15 protein-coding genes are annotated in these 19,098 nt (G+C 40.5%); 11 read left to right on the forward strand and 4 right to left on the reverse strand.

Annotated features, from left to right (window positions below):
* Nucleotides 1-427: 427 nt before the first annotated feature.
* On the reverse strand, nucleotides 428-1,777 hold the full coding sequence (locus JFU56_RS03440; RefSeq protein WP_198435899.1) for a sigma-54 dependent transcriptional regulator: 1,350 nt from the start codon (nucleotides 1,775-1,777) through the stop codon (nucleotides 428-430).
* A 230-nt stretch (nucleotides 1,778-2,007) separates the two neighbouring features.
* Here JFU56_RS03440 and JFU56_RS03445 point away from each other — a divergent pair, with 230 nt between their 5' ends.
* The 4 genes from JFU56_RS03445 (at nucleotide 2,008) to JFU56_RS03460 (ending at nucleotide 5,919) form a co-directional block, all read left to right on the forward strand.
* Nucleotides 2,008-2,358 carry an ArsC family reductase gene (locus JFU56_RS03445; protein ID WP_198435900.1) on the forward strand — a complete coding sequence of 117 codons (351 nt, stop codon included), beginning with the start codon at nucleotides 2,008-2,010 and terminating at the stop codon, nucleotides 2,356-2,358.
* Nucleotides 2,359-2,455: 97 nt separating this feature from the next.
* A complete protein-coding gene (gene dapE, locus JFU56_RS03450; protein WP_198435901.1) occupies nucleotides 2,456-3,592 on the forward strand; it encodes a succinyl-diaminopimelate desuccinylase in 1,137 nt (378 codons plus the stop codon).
* A 430-nt stretch (nucleotides 3,593-4,022) separates the two neighbouring features.
* Nucleotides 4,023-4,967, forward strand: coding sequence for a citrulline utilization hydrolase CtlX (gene ctlX, locus JFU56_RS03455; RefSeq protein WP_198435902.1), 945 nt, complete (start codon nucleotides 4,023-4,025; stop codon nucleotides 4,965-4,967).
* A 100-nt stretch (nucleotides 4,968-5,067) separates the two neighbouring features.
* Nucleotides 5,068-5,919, forward strand: a complete 852-nt coding sequence (locus tag JFU56_RS03460; protein WP_198435903.1) for a dimethylarginine dimethylaminohydrolase family protein — start codon at nucleotides 5,068-5,070, stop codon at nucleotides 5,917-5,919.
* Nucleotides 5,920-5,989: 70 nt separating this feature from the next.
* Here the strand turns inward: JFU56_RS03460 and JFU56_RS03465 are convergent, their stop codons facing one another.
* Entirely contained in the window at nucleotides 5,990-6,610 is a 621-nt protein-coding gene (locus tag JFU56_RS03465; RefSeq protein WP_198435904.1) for a TetR family transcriptional regulator C-terminal domain-containing protein, read from the reverse strand.
* Nucleotides 6,611-6,885: 275 nt separating this feature from the next.
* On the opposite strand from JFU56_RS03465, the gene JFU56_RS03470 reads away from it, so the two are divergent.
* From JFU56_RS03470 to JFU56_RS03495, 6 genes are all read left to right on the forward strand, one after another.
* Entirely contained in the window at nucleotides 6,886-7,890 is a 1,005-nt protein-coding gene (locus tag JFU56_RS03470) for an ornithine cyclodeaminase (protein ID WP_198435905.1), read from the forward strand.
* 537 nt (nucleotides 7,891-8,427) lie between these two features.
* Entirely contained in the window at nucleotides 8,428-9,468 is a 1,041-nt protein-coding gene (locus JFU56_RS03475; RefSeq protein ID WP_198435906.1) for a GMP reductase, read from the forward strand.
* A 310-nt stretch (nucleotides 9,469-9,778) separates the two neighbouring features.
* Nucleotides 9,779-10,318 (forward strand): RNA polymerase sigma factor SigZ, encoded by a 540-nt coding sequence (gene sigZ / locus JFU56_RS03480; protein WP_198435907.1) that lies wholly within the window; start codon nucleotides 9,779-9,781, stop codon nucleotides 10,316-10,318.
* Nucleotides 10,319-10,366: 48 nt separating this feature from the next.
* Entirely contained in the window at nucleotides 10,367-11,860 is a 1,494-nt protein-coding gene (locus JFU56_RS03485; protein ID WP_198435908.1) for a glutathione synthase, read from the forward strand.
* Between the two features lie 107 nt (nucleotides 11,861-11,967).
* The gene (locus tag JFU56_RS03490) at nucleotides 11,968-13,140 is read left to right on the forward strand and encodes a MalY/PatB family protein (RefSeq protein ID WP_198435909.1); all 1,173 of its coding nucleotides are present in this window, start codon (nucleotides 11,968-11,970) and stop codon (nucleotides 13,138-13,140) included.
* Nucleotides 13,141-13,651: 511 nt separating this feature from the next.
* Nucleotides 13,652-14,275 (forward strand): heme-binding beta-barrel domain-containing protein, encoded by a 624-nt coding sequence (locus JFU56_RS03495; protein ID WP_198435910.1) that lies wholly within the window; start codon nucleotides 13,652-13,654, stop codon nucleotides 14,273-14,275.
* A gap of 75 nt (nucleotides 14,276-14,350) precedes the next feature.
* Here the strand turns inward: JFU56_RS03495 and JFU56_RS03500 are convergent, their stop codons facing one another.
* Nucleotides 14,351-14,554: a YaeP family protein gene (locus JFU56_RS03500; RefSeq protein WP_305798234.1), complete on the reverse strand. Its 204-nt coding sequence runs from the start codon at nucleotides 14,552-14,554 to the stop codon at nucleotides 14,351-14,353.
* A 937-nt stretch (nucleotides 14,555-15,491) separates the two neighbouring features.
* A complete protein-coding gene (locus JFU56_RS03505; RefSeq protein ID WP_198435911.1) occupies nucleotides 15,492-16,346 on the reverse strand; it encodes a hypothetical protein in 855 nt (284 codons plus the stop codon).
* Nucleotides 16,347-16,929: 583 nt separating this feature from the next.
* On the opposite strand from JFU56_RS03505, the gene JFU56_RS03510 reads away from it, so the two are divergent.
* On the forward strand, nucleotides 16,930-18,915 hold the full coding sequence (locus tag JFU56_RS03510; RefSeq protein ID WP_374221034.1) for a methyl-accepting chemotaxis protein: 1,986 nt from the start codon (nucleotides 16,930-16,932) through the stop codon (nucleotides 18,913-18,915).
* Nucleotides 18,916-19,098: the final 183 nt, after the last annotated feature.

The following is a 19,098-nucleotide window of genomic DNA, read 5'->3' on the forward strand; positions in this document are numbered from 1 at the left end:
AATTTCATTGTCTATTACTGAGCATTGATGAGTAATAGACAATATTATTTCGTCCGTTATACATGACAGGTTGCAACAAGAATGCCATAAGTTAACTCATTGTTAAATATAACCTTAAAATAATTAACAACAATAAGTAAGCAAGATCATGCCGATAAGCAAGGTTTTGATAAGCAAGAAATAGCCCATCCGCGCATTAAGGGGGTAAACATCACATTAACAATATTAAAACATAATTGATTGGTAATACGATGCTGGAATATCATCTAAAAAGATCAATAGCATATACTTAAGGGGTAATTTAAAACGAGTATGAACAATAGTGGGAGAAGTAGATCGGTAGAATAAAGCAGTGGCAATAAGCAAGATCTTGCCACCTGAGTAAATAATGCAGTTAAATTGCATTCAATTACATTAAATCAAATAACTAAATATAGTCTGCGCGCTGCAGGTCATATTTTTGCATTTTCTGATTCAACGTCCGACGTGGTAAATCAAGCATATCCATGACTTCAATAATACTACCTTTATGCGTTCGCAAGGCTTCGTCAATTACCTTTCTCTCGAAGTTTTGCGTTTGCATTGCCAGTGACAGTTCACTAGAGCTGGTATCAACACTGACTATCGGCTTGGTCACCAAAATATCAGCAACGGTTAACACCGCATCGAGGGCAAAACGCGTCGCCACATTAATTAACTCTCGCACATTACCTGGCCAGCCGTACGCCAATAACGTTTTTTCATCCATACCCGATAATGGCTTGGCATGCCTGTTAGCCAAATTAACGTAGTGCTCAAATAATAATAAAATATCTTCGCCACGTTCCCGCAGCGGCGGTAAATATAATTGGGCGACGTTCAAACGGTAGAATAAATCCTGGCGAAATGCGTCATTATCTTTCAAACTTTCTTTAGCAGCAGCAATAACCCGCACATCTATCGCTATCGACTTGTTACCACCTACGCGTTCAATTAACTTCTCTTGTAAAATACGTAGCATCTTGATCTGCATATTAAGCGGCATACTTTCAATTTCATCTAAAAACAGTGTGCCTTTATCTGCATATTCTAACTTACCAATACGTTTCTTAATTGCCCCAGTAAAAGCCCCTGCTTCATGACCGAATAGCTCACTTTCAAATAGTGCTTCAGGAATAGCTGCGCAATTTAACGCCACAAAATTACCTTTTGAGCGTGTACTTACTTTATGTAAGCAATCTGCAACCAACTCTTTACCACAACCAGTATCACCATAGATAATGACATTGGTATCGATATTGGCGATTTTAACGAGCTGTTGACGTAACTCAACCATACCAGGACTCGAACCAATCAGGATTTGGTCTAGCCCTTGTGCCTGCTGTAAATATTCCTCACGCTTATTGGCTCCAAGTTGTAACTGTCTTTTCTCAATTGCACAACCAACGGTTTCAATTAATTTATCTGGATCAAAAGGTTTCTCTAAGAAATCAAATGCACCGTCTCGCAATGCATTAACGGCCATATTAATATCCCCATGGCCTGTCATCAGAATAATCGGCATTTCAGGATTGTTAGCTAATAGCTGTGGTAACAGCGCTAAACCGGAGATATCAGGTAAGCGCACATCAGAAATAACAATGCCTGGAAAAGCTGCTGGAATACTGTTTAATGCCGAATCACCATCTGCACATTCAATAACATCATAACCCGCTAGCTGAAGTCGCTGACTAATCGCCAAGCGCACAATCTCGTCGTCTTCAATGAGTGCGACTTGAATAACTGATTGTTGCGGCATAATTTCCACGTCCTGTGTTGTATAAATAATGCTGACAGGGTAAGAAATACCACGGCGATTGGAAAGGAGCTAGCTCGCAAATAACGACATAACAGATCCACAGTGGATAGATCCAACACTATCTCTGATAATCAGCACTGTTACCGTCACTAGCACTACCAATTATCAGCCAATTATTTATACTGGCAGTATGATGTTTACAGAAAAATAGAAAGCCAATAGGAATTGAAATGACGACTGTGATGTACGGTATTAAAAATTGCGACACCATTAAGAAAGCGAAAAAATGGTTAGAAGCAAACGAACTTGAATTTACATTTCACGATCACCGCGTTAATGGTTTAGATAAAGCACAACTGATCACTTGGTGTGAAACACTGGGTTGGGAACAAGTCGTGAATAAACGTGGTACCACGTACCGTCAATTAAGCGATGAGCAAAAAGCAGCGCTAACTGAAGCGACTGCTATTGAATTGCTAATCGAACAGCCTGCAATGATCAAACGTCCGATTCTTGATGTAGACGGAAAGCTAACATTAGGCTTTAAAGCCGACAGTTATGCGGCCCTCTTTTCAAAGTAAAGAGTCAACATAAGCACTCTAAATAACACCCAATACTTAAAGCACTGGCTTTTCACATAAGCCAGTGCTCACAATATGCTGTAAAAAGGAATTACTCATGTCAGACAGTTTAGTACTACAACTTGCCAAAGACCTACTTAGCCGTAAATCAGTAACACCCGAAGATGCTGGTTGTCAGCAAATGATGATCAAACGTCTTGAAGAACTGGGGTTTACTATCGAAACCATGGTATTTGAAGACACCACTAACCTTTGGGCTCGTCGTGGTACCACTGCACCGGTATTTTGTTTTGCAGGGCATACCGATGTTGTCCCTGTAGGTAAAATTGAAGATTGGGATACAGACCCATTTGTACCTACGGTTATCGATGGTTACTTACACGGCCGCGGCGCCGCTGACATGAAAGGTTCAATTGCCTCTTTCTTAGTGGCTGTTGAAAACTTCATTAAAGCGCATCCTGATCATCAAGGTTCGGTTGCCCTACTTATCACCAGTGACGAAGAAGGCCCGTTCATCAACGGCACAACCCGTGTCATTGATACCCTTGAAGCACGTAACGAAAAAATCGATTGGTGTATTGTTGGCGAACCATCAAGCACGAATAAAGTCGGTGATATCGTTAAGAATGGTCGTCGTGGTTCACTTACTGGCGATATCGTGGTTAAAGGTATTCAAGGTCACGTGGCTTACCCACACCTTGCTGAAAACCCAATTCACAAGCTAGCACCAGCCTTGTCTGAACTTAGCCAGGTAGTATGGGACCAAGGTAATGACTACTTCCCTGCAACAACGCTACAAATCACCGATATCCGCAGTGGCGCAGGTGCAAGCAACATAGTACCAGGTGACGCTACATGTCAGTTCAATCTGCGTTATTCAACAGAGCTAACAGCGGATTTAATCAAATACCGTATTGAAGGCATCTTTGAAAAGCACGGCTTAAACTACGAAATAAGCTGGATCCACAGCGGCCAACCTTTCCTTACTGAACCAGGTAACTTGCTAAACGCCATCACCGATTCAATTGAAAGTGTGTGCGGTTACCCGTCAGAATTGTCTACTTCAGGTGGTACATCAGATGGTCGTTTCATCGCACCGACTGGCGCACAGGTAGTCGAATTAGGGCCTGTAAACGCGACAATTCATAAAGTGAATGAATGCGTGAAGATCTCGGACATTGAGCAGTTAGCTGACATTTACGAGCAAACGCTTATTAAGCTGTTAGCTAAGTAGCGTATAAACATATTAGCTAAATAGTGAGCTAACATTATGCATAAATGGCTTGGACTGACTCAGTTCAAGCCATTTTTATTACCCTGCTAAAAATCACAAATACCCCATAATAAGCTAACTTATCTCCCTGCCGCGATATATAAAACCGATAACCCCATCACATTCCATAACAAATTTTATAATTTATTAACAAACAGTAAAAAACTAATATTTACAATGCATTAACATATCTAACATAGCTGTTTATAGAATTTTATAGCCATCAACACGTGCTCATTACACTGCCGATTAATTGACTTTAATCAATGTCTGCCTTATTGTTTATGCAGTTGCATAGTTTTGCAAAACACCTATTTTTTTAATGACAAGTTTTTAATGACTCGTTGTTAATGACATGTTTGTTAAACATGATTTCATAAAAGGAAGTTGTATGGCTTTAATCCAAGCGCCAAATTCAGTTGTAATGGTTCGACCGTGGAAATTTTTCTCGAATCCAGAAACTGCAGTTGATAATGCTTTTCAAAAAACCGGCCTCGATGAGCAAGACTCACTTGAGTTAGATCGCACAGGCATATCACTACAAGCAAAAAATGAATTTGACATCGTGGTCGCAGGATTAAACGAACACGGCATCAACGTCCACGTATTTGATGACTTTGGGGAAAAAGAAACCCCAGATTCAGTATTCCCAAACAACTGGTTTTCAACCCACAGTGGTGGCCATGTTGCGTTGTACCCAATGTATTCACAAAATCGCCGACGTGAACGCCGCAGTGACATTATTGAAATGTTAAAAGCCAATTATCGCGTGCAAGATGTTATCGACTTCTCTGGTTTAGAGTGGGATGAACTGTTTCTTGAAGGCACTGGCGCAATGGTATTAGATAACGTAAACCGTATCGCTTATACCGCTAAATCAAACCGTTCTAGCGAAGTTATTCTGGAACGTTTCTGCGCTATCTTCCAATACGAACCAATGGCGTTTGAAACTGCAGATGCATCTGGCACCGCGATTTATCACACCAATGTGATGATGTGTGTCGCCTCTAAATACGCGCTTATTTGCCTGGACATGATCCCAAATGAAGCTCGTCGCGCTGCCGTTCGCCAACGTTTAGAAGAATCAGATATCGAAGTCATTGAACTGAGTTTCGACCAAATTGATAACTTTGCCGGTAACGCAATTGAGTTAACAGGTAAGGGCAAAAGCCACTTGGTGATGTCACAACGTGCGAAAGACGCATTAACACCTGACCAAGTAGAGCGTATTGAACGACATTCAACAATCTTAGGCTTTAGTGTACCGACTATCGAACTAGCTGGCGGTTCTATCCGCTGCATGATCGCCGGCATCCATCTCAGCCCAAGAACCTAATTTAGACCTGAATGCGCCTCGTTTATTCAATCGAGATTGTGCGTATTCAGCCAGTAATAATTTTAATTAAAAGATAAGACTTATGGAAAAGGAAAAGGTTATGGAAACCAGTTATGTAAAATCAGCGACAGGCGAATTGAAACAAGTATTGCTTTGCTCTCCAACGTACCTCAATCTTTCACCAATTAACAAAATTGCAGAAGATTGGTTAGAGAAAGGCGAGCAAATCGATCAACAAAAATGCCTAAGCGAGCACCAACAGCTGATTGATATCTATGAGCAAAACGGCATTAATGTTGAAGTGCTTGCACCGACTGAACATTTATCAAGCCAAGTATTTGCCCGTGACTTTGGTTTCAACATCAAAGAAGGTTATGTACTTGGCCGCTTTAAAGAAGAAGTACGTCACGCAGAAAGCCTACTTTATGCAGAAAAATTAGCAGAGCTCGGTGTGCCAATCATCGCGACTTGTCATGAAGGTGTATTAGAAGGCGGTGACTTCTGGCAGTTGGATGAAAAAACGCTAGCCATTGGTACGCTACAACGTTCTGATGAAAAAGGCATCCAAAGTATCCGTGAACAGCTTGAACCACTAGGCTACACCATCATTTCGGTTAACTCGAAACCAGAATACCTACACCTTGATATGATCTTTAATATCGTTGGTGAAAAGACAGCCGTAACGTATTACGACGGTTTACCAGCAGAATTCCAAGCTTACCTTGATGAAGCCGGTTACGACTTAATTAAGATTGAAGAAGCAGGCGTATTTAAGCACTTCTGTAACCTGCAAGCTCTGGGTAACAAACGTATCATCTCGTTAAGCGCTAATACCAAAGTAAACGCGCAATTACGTGAACGCGGTTTCACGGTATTTGAGTTGCATTCGACGGAAATTTTGAAGACAGGCGGTGGTCCACACTGCATGACGTTCCCACTAGAACGTCATTAAACAGTAATACGACAGTGTGTATGTTTATACTATTTATGAGTGCTAGATCTAATTCTTTTTACAGAACCGGTTAGATATTATCTAACGAAATAGATAGGATAGCAGACGCACTGTCGATACCGATATTGACCAGTTCATTATCTTTGAATTTGTAGGCAGCCATGCTGCCCTCTAGCCATAAACCATCAATCAAAGCATTGATTTTAATCGCTAGAATCTCACATTCATGATGATCAACTTTGATATTATCGGTGGCTAATGCAGCACTAATCAACGGCGCTAATATCTTCGTTGTTTTAGCATATTCATTAGTTCGAATAGCGGCCATTTCAGGGTCGATGTAAGTCATCGGCAAGAAGTTAGCCCATAACAACACGGTACGTGGTGACACAATTGGCGCTGATAACGTCGCTTGTATAAAGTGCTGTAATCGTGTCTTGGCGCACACGTCCTGGTCGTTAATTTCGACACGGGCGTTAACGTACATGATCTCGAGCAATGCCGAATACGCGGCGCGTAGCATCTCGTCTTTACCTGAAAAGTAAAAACGGATCAGACCGTTGGTGACATTGGCATATTCAGCCACATTACGTACTGTGGTTTTTTGTAAACCTTCGTTAGCAATGCAATCTAATGTGGCATTGATTAACTCTTGTTTACGGTTTTTACCTTTAGTTCCTTTGGCTGGCATAGGCAGGTATTTAATCCGTATTTAAGTATAAGGTGAGTCTAATAGACGAAAATTAATCATACCCCGAGGGCGTGATGCTGGCAATTTAATAAGCTTAAACCGATACATATAACACTTAAATCGGTATAAATAACATTTTAACGGATACACATAACAAGTGTGTATCTCAACATTAAACGTATTAGATAAACCACTCATTGATTTTTATAATCATGATTGTAATGGAAAAATTCGATTTTTCTCTTCTACCTTAGACGGAATTTAAAAGGATCATCATGCTTGTTTTAGAAATTAAAGATATTAAAGCGGTAATCGAGAAAGTTGGCTATAAAGAATTTTTTGCTCAGCTTAATGATACATTGACTGAAGATTACAAAAATTGGCACGACTTTGATAAATGCGCACGTGTTGCTAACCATGTTGAAGACGGTGTTATCGAGTTAATGCCGATTTCTAATGCGGAAATGTATTCGTTTAAATACGTGAATGGTCACCCAAAAAACCCAGCTCAAAATAAAATGACAGTAATGGCAACAGGCCAATTATCGTTAACTGAAACTGGCGAACCGCTGATGTTTTCAGAAATGACACTGCTGACTGGTTTCCGTACGGCGGCAACGTCAGCGATGGCAGCGAAGCACTTAGCGAAAGCGGATTCACAAGTATTAGCGTTAATCGGTACTGGCGCGCAAAGTGAGTTTCAGTTCCTTGCTTACTCGTTCATGTTTGATTTAAAAGAAGTACGTTTCTTTGATACAGATCCTGCAGCAATGCGTAAGTTCGAGCAGAACATGGCGCGTTTCGATATTCGCCTAACGCCGTGTAAAGACTCGCGTGAAGCGGTTCAAGGTGCTGATTTAATTACTACTTGTACAGCAGATAAAAAATACCAAACAGTATTAACCAAAGACATGATCAGCAAAGACGTATTCATTAACGGTCTTGGCGGTGATTGCCCAGGTAAAACTGAAATCGAAAAAGAACTAGTAGAAAGCGCAACGATTGTTGTTGAGTATCTACCACAATCACGTGTTGAAGGTGAGATCCAACAACTGGGTAGTGACTTCACTTGCACTGAATTACACGAAATTGTGAAAGGCGAAAAAACGCTGAACGTAGCAACAGACGGCACTATCTTGTACGACTCTGTAGGCTTTGCCCTAGAAGATTACTCGGTACTACGCTTAGTTTACAAACTGGCTAAGCAACACAACATCGGCAGCGAAATGGAATTAATCCCAGATCTAAGCGATGTAAAGAACTTGTTCTCGCTGCTATAAAAGCGTAGCTCGTTAAAATGACGAGCCTAGCCTGTCGCGGCTAGTTGGTTCCTGTTCGTCATTCATAATAAAACCCTTGGCCAAGCACTCACAGTTCGCACTCAATACTGTGGGCTTGGTCTTTTTTAGCTTTCCCCTTTTTAGCTTGTCCTTGCCAGCTATAAACATGTTTACGGTTCATAAATCCCCCCTATGTTAGCCATTTGTTCGTTTAAAATTATTTTCAATTATTATTACCCCCTCTAGAGCCGCATAAATACTGACTTTCGAGTCAAGAAATGACGGTTTCACCCTCTCAACCGGAAAATAAAGACTTTACAAGATAACAAGCCTTAGACTAATATCAGTCCGTATAAGCGCGTTGGATAAACGCGGCTTACCCGCACACACGATTCGCTTGTACCGCTTAAACTAAAATCCTTATAATTTTTTGCACAGTACCATCCATGAACCCATTCATTTAGGGTTTTCCTTGCGCCTGCTATATAGCATCGCGTAAGAATAAGAGCCTGTGCAGACAAACAGAAGATAGATGTCATGCGTATAGAACAAGAATTGAAGCTAGGTTTTAAAGATGTACTTTTCCGCCCAAAACGTTCAACTCTTAAGAGTCGTTCACAAGTAAGCTTAGAGCGTACATTCACTTTCCCTAACAGCAAGTACACTTGGACAGGTGTACCGGTTATTGCTGCAAACATGGATACTGTAGGTACATTTGAAGCGGCGAAAGAACTTGCTGCACACAAAATGCTAACAGCTGTACATAAGCATTACACTGTAGCTGAATGGAAAGAGTTCCTAGAAGCAAACCCAGAAATCTTTGACCACATCTTTGTATCAACTGGTACATCTGATTCAGATTTCGAAAAACTTCAACAAGTTCTAGCATTAGATGATCGTCTACAGTTTATCTGTATCGATGTAGCTAATGGTTACTCAGAATTTTTCATTGATTTCGTGCGTAAAGTACGTAAAGCATACCCAACTAAAACGATTATGGCTGGTAACGTAGTTACTGGTGAAATCACAGAAGAACTTATCCTGTCTGGCGCAGATATCATCAAAGTTGGTATCGGTCCTGGTTCAGTATGTACTACACGTGTTAAAACAGGTGTTGGTTACCCACAACTTTCTGCAATCATCGAGTGTGCTGACGCTGCTCACGGCCTTTCAGGCATGGTTGTTGGTGACGGTGGTTGTTCTTGTGCTGGTGACGTTGCTAAAGCATTTGGCGGCGGCGCAGACTTCGTTATGCTTGGCGGTATGTTAGCTGGTCACGACGAAAGTGGCGGCGAACTGTGCGAAGTTGATGGCAAGAAAACAAAAAAATTCTATGGCATGAGCTCAACAACTGCGATGAACAAACACGCAGGTGGTGTTGCTAAATACCGTGCTTCAGAAGGTAAAACAGTAGAAGTTCCTTACCGTGGTCCTATCGAAAACACTGTTTTTGATATCCTAGGTGGCGTACGTTCTACTTGTACATACGTTGGTGCAGCTTCATTAAAAGAGCTAAGCAAGCGTACTACCTTTATCCGCGTACTTGAGCAAGAAAACAACGTATTCGGTAAAGAATAAATTGGTGTAAATATGCAGGTCTAGAACTGCGTATTTAAGCTAACAAAGGCGAGCATTGATGTGGACATAGTTCATTATCATGCTCGCCTTTTTGCGTTTTGGAGTACGAGATAACTGAATTATCATTATTTCATCCAAGCGTTTTAAGGCAGAATAAAGGTGCACAATGGTGACGATACAAATAAAATAAACAAAGTGGGTTATTCTTTGCGTCTTTTGGTAAATAACACCGTCTGGCTATAAGTACTGTAAATAACAATTACTGTAATTAATGCATACCGTAAATCGATTAAGTTGAGGCTCCATAAATATGTTATCTGAATGGCAAAATCACAAAGCGCAACTGCGCGGTTATGTAAGCAAGCGCATTGATGATGCCAACGCTGTTGACGATATCCTGCAAGATGTATACATCAAGGCCAGCAGTAATTTACATCAATTAAAATCAACTGGCAGCCTCAAAGGTTGGCTTTATCGTATTGCGCACAACACCATCATGGATTTTTATCGAGGGCGTCAGCCTTATGACCCCCTACCCGACGACCTCGTGGCTGAAGAGGAAGATGAAGGCATTGAAGCTCGCGAAGAATTAGCGCAATGTTTGCGTCCTTTGATTGACGAACTACCAGAAAAATACGGCATCCCACTGCGCTTAGCAGAGCTTGAGGGGGTTTCACAAAAAGACATAGCCCAACAACTGGGTTTATCGCTTTCTGGAGCCAAGAGCCGCGTACAAAGAGGCAGAGTCAAATTTCGTGAACAAATGATGGCATGTTGTGATTTTGAAGTAGACCAAAACGGTATTGTCGACTACACCAGAAAAGATGGTAGTAGCTCTCCTAAATGCTAGCCCGAGTATAAAGCAGCGCATCAGCAGTTACCCTTTATTGGAGTAAAAATGAATAACCAAGCAAACGCAATGATCCCACAGCACGTAATTGAAGACGCCACAGAATGGGCAATCATGCATGGCGTTGCATTTCGTCAAGCAGACAACACAGCAAGACACTGCCCTTTTAGCATTGCACCAATGACAATGAAGCGTGAAGTGTATGAACACTTGCGTAAAGTAACCCCGCTGATCACCAAGCTAATCAGCAACCTATCTGAAGACCATGATTACCTACAATCATCATTAAAAAACATGGCCAAAGCCGATCCCTTTTTCGGTCGCTTGTTAGCGCTGCATCAGCAAGCGCATGGTGATAAAGATCATCCCATTAATCCAGCACGTACACCTTTACTGTTAATGCGCACCGATTTTATGGATGACCGTCAACACGGCGCTAAAGTTATCGAATTTAATGGTATCGCGGCAGGTATGGCGCCATTTGGACAGCGTGCGACAGAGTTTCACGCCTTTATGGCAAACCAATGGCCAGCGGTTTATCGCACCTGGTCTGAAACTAGCTCTGAAAGTAGTTCTGAAACGAGCCCAGCGACACCAGCAGAAAATCAAGGCCTAGAACAACTCGCTTATGGTATTGCCCAAGCCGCTAAAAAAGTCCAAGCGACATTTACTGCCGACATGCCCCAAGCTAAGCCAACCTTCTTGATGGTGATCCAAGACAATGAGGATAATGTTTACGACCAGCACTTACTTGAAATCGCGCTGCAGAAAAATGGCTTACGCACAGTAAGGCGGACGTTTGAGCAGCTCAGTACCCAGCTTGCAACAGGCGACAACCAACGCTTAATGTTAGAAGGTGTCGGTGCTATCGACGTGGTGTATCTACGCGCTGGCTACCAATATTCAGACTACTATTCTCCAAAGCGTAATGAATCCGTATGCTGTCAGACGTTAAGCCAGACAAGATTGTTTATCGAACAACACCATGTAGCGATGAATGCCACTATTGGCCAGCAGTTGGCCACCAGCAAAACCATACAAATGCTGCTCACGATAATGCCCGCTCAAGACTATGTGCGCTGGGGACTGACACTAGAAGAAGCGCAATTAGTCAAAAGTGTGCTTGCAGAAATGAAGCCAGTGAATGAAAGCACCATCACTTGGTTTAACACCCAAGCAGACAAACAAGCATGGGTATTAAAGAATCAAGGTGAAGGTGGTGGTCACTGTATTTTTGGTGACGATATCAGCGATAAATTAAATCAACTTGCACCCACTGAGTACGACGCATGGGCGTTAATGTTACGTTTACATCCACATGAACGCGAGACGCAAACCATTGCAGTGCGTGATGGCGAGCAAACTCAAATAGACGATTTGGTCAGTGAAATAGGTCTGTTTACCGCCTATTACAATGGAGAGCCGGTAACGGAATCAGCGGGTTATGCAGGGTATTTAATCCGCAGTAAACCAGCGAGTGAAAATGAGGGTGGGATCCACAGTGGTAAAGGTATTTTAGATTCTCTTGCACTGATTGATTAGCTCCAAGACTCATCATTAAATAATAGTGATGAGTCATTAAATAATCTGCGTCTTTTTTATTTATCTCCGTCTTAGTTATATCAGACTACAATGGCAGAGATAAACCCATGCTGAAACTAGCACCAAGTCAGACCGATATTAACAACAAGTTCATCAAGCACGACAGTAATATGCTTAAGCAAGTCTATGGCACCGACGACGTTGCCCCTTACTGGATTGCAGACATGGAGTTCCCCATTGCCTCACCGATAACCCAAGCCATGCAACAGCTGGTGAGCCGCGAGACTTACTCATACGAATTCGATTCTAAAACGGTGTTCCAGGCTATTTCACAATGGAATAAAACCCGTCACAATCTTGACCTTAACCCCGACCACTTTGTACCAGCACCGGGTGTATTAAGCGTAATAGCCTTATTAATTCGCGAGTTTACTGACGAAGGTGATGGCGTATTAATTCAAACACCGGTCTATCATCAATTTCGCCGCTTAATTGAATCGGCAGGACGTAGAGCAGTGAACAACACGTTACAAATCGACAATGATAAATATGTCATGGATTTTGCAAATTTTGAAAAACAATTGCAAAGTGGCAAGGTGAAAATGGTGTTGTTATGTAACCCGCACAACCCTGTCGGTCGAGTTTGGCACAAAACAGAATTAGAACAACTGGTCGCAATAGCGAAGAAATATAACACCCTCATCATTAGTGACGAGATCCATGGCGACATCGTGTTTGACGATGCCACATTCACCAGTATTAGTTCATTAGATTATGACAACAGCTTAACGATTATTGGTTCGCCAGCTAAGAACTTCGGCTTAAACAGTATTTCCAATGGTTATATTTACAGTGACAACAAAGTATTACGTGAGAAGATCAAAAGCACCGTGGTATCAATGTCGCTTGACCACGAAAATATCTTTACCACGAACGCGACCATCGCAGCTTATCAGCAAGGCCAAGCATGGTTTGATGCCTTTTTAAGTTATACCCAAAATACCCGCAATTGGATCACCGCATTTATGGCCAATGAACTGCCACAAGTGAAAGTGTTTGAACCTGAAGGCACTAATCAAATTTGGTTTGATTTTACTGGCTTAGGATTAACGTCGGCGCAGCTTAAATCGCTATTAACACAGCAAGCAAAATTGGCGCTTACCCCAGGCACTTGGTTTAGTGAGCCTGATGAAAACTTCTATCGCATGAACTTTGCATCACCGTTAGCGCAAATTCAGGCTTCACTCACGTTGTTGAAATCAGCAATAGATAGTGAATAGGCGTAACGCTAAGCTCAACTATATAGCGACGCATATTAAGACAAAACCTACGTATTTTATTGTGTCGCGGGCTACGTTCACTTTATGCTGCGAAAACGCCTGCAGATATGGGGCTGACTCCAGTTAAAAATCTAGCGGGTAGTTTTGTTGAATAGGTTGAAAGTGGCGGTGCTGTCGAGTCGTAACCTTCTGTTAGGATTTAAGCTAATAAAGGCGAGTATGATGTGGATTAATTTACTTATAAATGTTCCATACCATGCTCGCATTTTTACGTTTTAGAAAACAAGACGACTCAATTATTCGTCGACAGATCACATTACCAAGACCTTCAAAAGGTTCTAACAATCAAACCAATTGGTCAAACTTATCAAGTTAATTCAACAACTTAAAAATACCCACAAAGTATAGCAAACATAAATTAAGCTTGTCCTAGATCAACGTCCACTCTCAGCTAACCAACTATATTGGCCGCAGAAAATAAAGCCCATTGGACTAATTAAGGATTATATTTATGAAAAAATTACTTGTACTTAGCCTCGCATCTGCAATGTCGTTTTCAACAATTGCGAATGAAAATGTCATTAACGGGATGGATTTTGGCCCTCTCGCCCAGCTTGTAGGGACTTGGAAAACAATGGAAGGAGCCGGTGTTGATGTTGCACCTGCAAAAGTCGGTTCTGAACAAGGAGCAGGCTCTCTTGCAGTGAGTCCTTTTTTCGAAACAATGACGTTTGAAGCGGCAGCAGATGCCGAGAATGCAAGCGAGCAATACTTAGTGGCTTTATATTACAAACAAGAAGTATTTAGAAAGTCAGATGGCTCTAAATTTCATGATCAACGTGGTTATTTTATCTATGATGCTAAAAATCAAATGGTATACAACTCATTTTGCATACCACGTACTACCTGTGTCACCGCTGAAGGTGTTGCAGGTAAAACAATGACACTGACTGCACCTGCACGAGGGATAGCTGAAGGTTCATATATGACAGGGAAAGCCTCAACAACAGGCTTTAGTATGAACATCAAAATTGAAGAAAATAAACTAACTTATTCACAAAATACGATGTTAGATATTTACGGTCAGCCAATGTCGCATACCGATAGCAGCACACTAATCAGAGTAACAAAATAACGTTAAGACAAAGCAGTCCAACATTATGGTGTTATGCCCTATTTGGACTGCTTATTTATTCTATGTAAAGAAAGACTAATCTTCAAAGTCTGAAATAAGTAAATTCGCAGCTGCAAAAGCGGCTTTATCGCGAACATCGTCAGGCAAAGTCTCATCACCCGCAACATCGTTTAACGCTTTAAGTGCACAGCCAATCGCTTTGGGGATATAACCTTGATCGCCACTGCCGATTAATGAATACAACTCACGGACTTTGTCACAACACTGATACACGTTCATGGTAATACCTTATATAGAAGAGTCATTTAAAATTAATATGAGGCTATTTTATCCTTTGCAGTAATTCAATGTCGAGCGTTAAGGTTGGCTAATTGAGGATGTGTTGATCTTGGTTGGTAAATGCATATCGACGATTTAACCCTAATAACCTCTAACGAGGAGGCTTTTATTCAATGAATAGCAAACTAAAATCTCATTTATGTTAAATACTTTCTTTTATACGTTGATGATTTAGATAACAGCACCATTGAAGGAATGACACAAATAAACCCTAAAGAAAAAATAAGGCGGTTGAACTCCAATAATTGATAGGCCGAAAACAAAGTTATAATCAGCAACGAAATTATGTGCAGCTTATGCCAAAATTGATTTTTTTTTGCAGAAATCGAGTAAGCTCGAACAATCATAATAATTCCATCATATTTATATTTACACTTTAACCAGAATGTTTACACGTGTATTTGCGCGAATAACGACTAGATAAAACGATTTAATCAGTAATAGTAAAAGAAAATACCTCTGCATTAAATAGTAAATAAATACTAAGCATATAATTAAGACGCCTATACCTCTTAATTTCCATTTAATATAAGAACGGTTGGATAGGCGTTTAAGTGGTAATTTAGAAAGGCTGAGCGGCTTCAGTACATTTACCTTACTGTGCTGCCGTTGTTTTTGTTAACACAGCGCAGAACCAAAAGCATACTCACTTAAGATACCGACTCTAAGCCTTATTTATAGATGTTAATTTAGCTATGACTGGTTAAACATGATGGGATAATTTTGCACTAAATTGGGGAATCAATGTTTCAGCTAAAATAAGCCTGAAACATCTATTTTATCAAGTAACATTCCAATAATACGATGTTTGAGTGGTTGTTATATTTCTATAAGTCTAGAGTGTTAAGTACAGTTTTACCCATCCCCGTTAAAATTATCAATCGATGCTAGAATCACTACCTAACTTAAGATCCAAGTACTTCTTAATGACAACATCGATACGGACCCAATTACTGTTCGGCTGTAATCTCGACACTTTATAATGTTTGCGTTGTTCAAGCGTGGCAAGCTCAGCTATCTCTAAAGCATCAATCCCGCCGGTATAACCAACGAATAACTCTTCACTTACGATAAGCTCAGGTAACGCCTTAAGTAATTCGCCTATATTAGCGATTAGACGATAATCTGCTACATTACTGATTAGCTCTTTTTCACTTCTTTTAACTGCGTTTTCGAGGATTTTAAAGCAATAATCAATATTACTTTGATGCTCTTCGCCTAATGTATCTCGCAATATGTCAATCACACCAGTCCATGTTAATTGCGATATACCAGACAAGAGTTCATCTTCGTCCCGCACTTCATTAACCGTCAACAAAGCACATTTAATTTCGCAATGGCTATATTGGGTTTCATCTAATATCATCGCTATCGCGTCATGCTGTTTAGTCACTTGATCAGCGAGAGCGACGACTGTTGGCGCAGTAAAAAACTTAGCCTCTATAACTAAGATCTGATTGCCCCATCTTAGAAATAAGTCAGGAACAGCAACGCGGCCCCTCTCTTTAAATATATCCTTTATATTACCTTTCGCTTTTGCCCCATCTCTTAATGGATCAAGTTCAGTAACGATTTCAATATCAGCTGAAAGGGTATTATCAGGCATTATATTAAGCTTTTTAAACAATGCTTTTAGCCCTGCAAACTCATTGACCATTAATAAATGTGACAGTAATGTCGCGGTAAAATAACGTTCACTGCGAGCTGTTTCATCAAATCTAATTTTAGACATCTGCTTTCCTTGTTTACGTGGCATTTATGTGAGAATGGCAAGATACATATCCTTACACCTAGAAAGACTACTCTATTACCATTTGTAGGTATAAGGAAGTAAATAACAGCAATTATTGAGCTAAACCTGAAACTAATGATAAACAGAATAATACGATATGGAATAGTAGCTTATAACTAAGAAATGTATGATGAACGTCGATGAAATCAGCAATATAATAGGGTTGAAAAACAACCTGTACGCTATTAAATATCGATTAGGCGATTAATAATTGCGCATTTAAAATGCAAGTTAAAATTACTTAACATCTTCTTTGATGTTGATATTTATAGTTAATTCAGTTGTTTAATTGTTACTTATGATAATAACTGTAAATAATATCGTTACAGAGTGTTTCGTTAATACATAATAGAGGTATTGAAAAATGTAATTTATATGTTACTTTCCTGTGATCTTAGTGATTTATCTTGAATCACACGCTTCAGAAATTGGTCTAATGAAAATAACAATTAAAATAAAATTAACTATTACAATTTGCGTGATGCTATTACTTGTTAACGGGTTCTTTATTACAAGTATTTTCATGACAGAAAAGACAGTGCTCGCGACAGAGAAAGTCAACATACGTACAAAAGTCGAAAGCTTAATAAAGAATAACTTACAAGGTCAAACCGACAACCTGAGCTTATCTTTAGCTAATTTATATGAATCCTCTTCTGCCAATAGAATCAGACAAGAACTCCGCACTGAGATCTTAACATTCAAAAAAACCATTGCTGATATGTATGCAGATGCGCCGTCGGACGACGATGCACAAGCAAATATCAACGCATTTATTGATAACTATCGCTGGAATGATGGTCGTTACATTTTTGCTTATGATGCTGATTCAATTGAAAACATAGCCAATGGCGCAAACCACCGTATTATCGGTGCCTCTAGCTATAACTCGCAAGATAAAAAAGGCAATTACTACGCTCGAGATATTGTTAACAGTGCTAAAAAATCAACGGTTGGTTATAGCCTGTATTACTTTCTAAACCCAGCGTCAGATAAAGTTGAAGAAAAAATGTCGGCTTCTTTCTATTTCGAGCCACTGAACCTTGTTATTGCGACTGGTGAATATACAAGTCGATTAAGACAAAGCAAAATTGATATGGCGCTGAATGCCGTTAGCCTAACTCAATACGGTAAAGACGGTTACTTTTGGGTCCAGGATACCAAGGGCAAAATCCTTATGCATCGAGACGCTAAATTAATCGGTACGACTGCAGACTTTACTAGTGATGCAGCTACGCGCCTTCAGAGTAAATCCGACATTTTCATGTCTGCGGCATTTAAACATGAAGACACGAATAAAGTAGAGAATAAGATCCTATACGTACGTAACATCTTCCCTGACTGGGGCTGGTCATTGGGGACTGGTACCTATGAGAGTGAAATCTCTACCATTGAAGAAAGTTTGACGACAGCGACAGCGGATATCTTCGATACTGAAATACAAAATAGCTTTAAATTCGCTACTGTACTTTTCATTCTTGCTATTGTGTTTTCACTTTGGCTTATCAACCGTATTATTCGTGAATTATTGGTACTGAAATTAAGTATTGATAATTTATCAACTGGCGAAGCCGATCTCACTTCAAGATTAGTGATTAGGGGCAATGATGAAGTTGCCGATATTAGTCACTCGGTGAATAACTTTATTGGTTACTTACAATCGATGATGTTGGATATTTCTGGTGCGTCAAAAAATATTACCCGCGGTATTCATGATATTCATTCACAGTCTGAGCGTAATACTCAAGCGCTGGATAACCACAGCGCAGAAACGGAGTTAGCAGTAACGGCAATTACCGAGATGAGTACAACCGCAGACATCGTTGCCCAAAATGCACTTCAAACGGCAACGAGTACTCGAGTCGCAAACGATGACGCGCAAGCATCGAAAGTAACGGTTGTCGAGGCATCGAATAGCGTCATGTCTTTAGTCTCTGAAATGGATGATACCGCTAAAAGTATACATGCCATGAATGAAGGCACTAAAAATATTGCCACGGTATTAGAAGTCATTGGTGGCATTGCTGACCAAACCAATTTGTTAGCATTGAATGCCGCGATTGAAGCAGCAAGAGCAGGTGAACAAGGTCGTGGTTTTGCCGTTGTGGCTGATGAAGTTAGGTCTTTAGCTGCTTTAACCCAAGACAGTACCGCTAAGATTAATGATATGCTGCAGAGCCTCACTGTTCGAGCTGATTCAGCCGTTTCAGCAATGAACAATACAACCGAGAGTTGTCAGAAAGTGGCCGAAAACACATCATTAGTCACTGAAAGCCTAGATAGTATGACAGGCTCTATCGTTGAAATTAATGATTTAAGTACGCAAATTGCAACCGCATCTGAAGAGCAGAGTTCCGTGACTGAAGAAATAACGCGTAATATGCATACCATCCAAGAGATGGTGCAAGTGTTAAGCAAAAACGGTCAAGAAACAAAAGTAAGTGTGAAAAACCTGACCGGTGAAAATGACACGCTTGCCGCATTGGTTGCTCGTTTTAAATTAAGCTAACAACAACGAGCATGGTATAGAGAGGTTATCTCATTATCATGCTCGCCTTGTTTAAATACTTAATAGTGCTAATCCTAAAGGTGCATTACAGCGCTCAGTCTTAGGCTTAAAAGCATGACATTTTGCCCTCAATTCTCATACCTAATTATTAATATCTATGCCAGCGCTCTAATTTACAGGTCT

The organism is Moritella sp. F3 (genome assembly GCF_015082335.1).
Classification (GTDB): Bacteria; Pseudomonadota; Gammaproteobacteria; order Enterobacterales; family Moritellaceae; genus Moritella.